2 protein-coding genes are annotated in these 872 nt (G+C 37.3%); both read left to right on the plus strand.

Translation table 11 applies throughout. The features are described 5' to 3' along the window. Positions 1-139, plus strand: a 139-nt coding sequence (locus HC175_RS15440) for a YhjD/YihY/BrkB family envelope integrity protein (protein WP_168139346.1), incomplete at its 5' end; no start/stop codon positions are given. Positions 140-153: 14 nt separating this feature from the next. After that, entirely contained in the window at positions 154-717 is a 564-nt protein-coding gene (locus tag HC175_RS15445) for a chalcone isomerase family protein (protein WP_168139347.1), read from the plus strand. Positions 718-872: the final 155 nt, after the last annotated feature.

An 872-nucleotide genomic window follows, 5' to 3' on the forward strand; every position in this document is an offset into this window, starting at 1 on the left:
TTATAATGAGCTTTATGGCTCGATTGGTGCTCTGTTGATTTTGATGGTGTATATCTGGATAAATTCCAATATATTGTTGCTCGGTTTTGAATTAAATGCCTCTTTAATGAGGCTAAAACGAAAAAAAAATAACTTTTAAACAAACACTCAATTATGAAAAATCTGCTTCTATTATTAATGGCCGTTGTAGTTTCATCTACTGCCGTAGCTCAAAAAGAGGTTGGGGGAGTAACTCTTCCAGCAACTCAAAAATTCGAAAAACATACGTTGCATCTTAATGGAGCCGGGGTTCGGGAGAGGCTATGGATAGATCTCTATGCCGCCGGGTTATATCTTGAGACAAAAACTTCCAATGCAGAGGAGGTGCTGAATTCTGACAAACCTATGGCTATTAGGCTTCACATTGTTTCAAAACTTATTACCAGTGAGAAAATGGTAGAGGCAGTGACCGACGGTTTTGAGAAATCTACTAATGGTAATACAGCTCCTATTCAAAAGGAGATCGATAGCCTTTTAGGATTCTTTAAGGAAGAAATAAAGAAGAACGATTATTTTGATCTTGTTTATGTTCCCTCCCGGGGAATTGTGGCTCATAAAAATGGCGAGGAACGGGGTGTAGTCAAAGGAGAAGAGATTAAAAGAGCTCTTTTTGGGATTTGGTTATCCAATAATCCTGCAGATGGAGGTCTTAAAAAAGATCTTTTGGCAGGAAAGTAAATCTATTAAAATACTCCAATAAAAACCATTCTTACAGGATGGTTTTTTTTGCTTTCAATTCTCTTATTTTTGTCTAAAACCTCCGGATGCCTTTCTTTATTGATGTCATTTTGCCGCTTCCGCTCGATAATCATTTCACCTACAGTATTTCTGAG

It is taken from the genome of Salinimicrobium oceani (assembly GCF_012037645.1).

Coding starts and splice junctions, on each gene's coding strand:
- HC175_RS15445 (WP_168139347.1), top strand. CDS start 154: ATGAAAAATCTGCTTCTATTATTAATGGCCGTTGTAGTTTCATCTACT.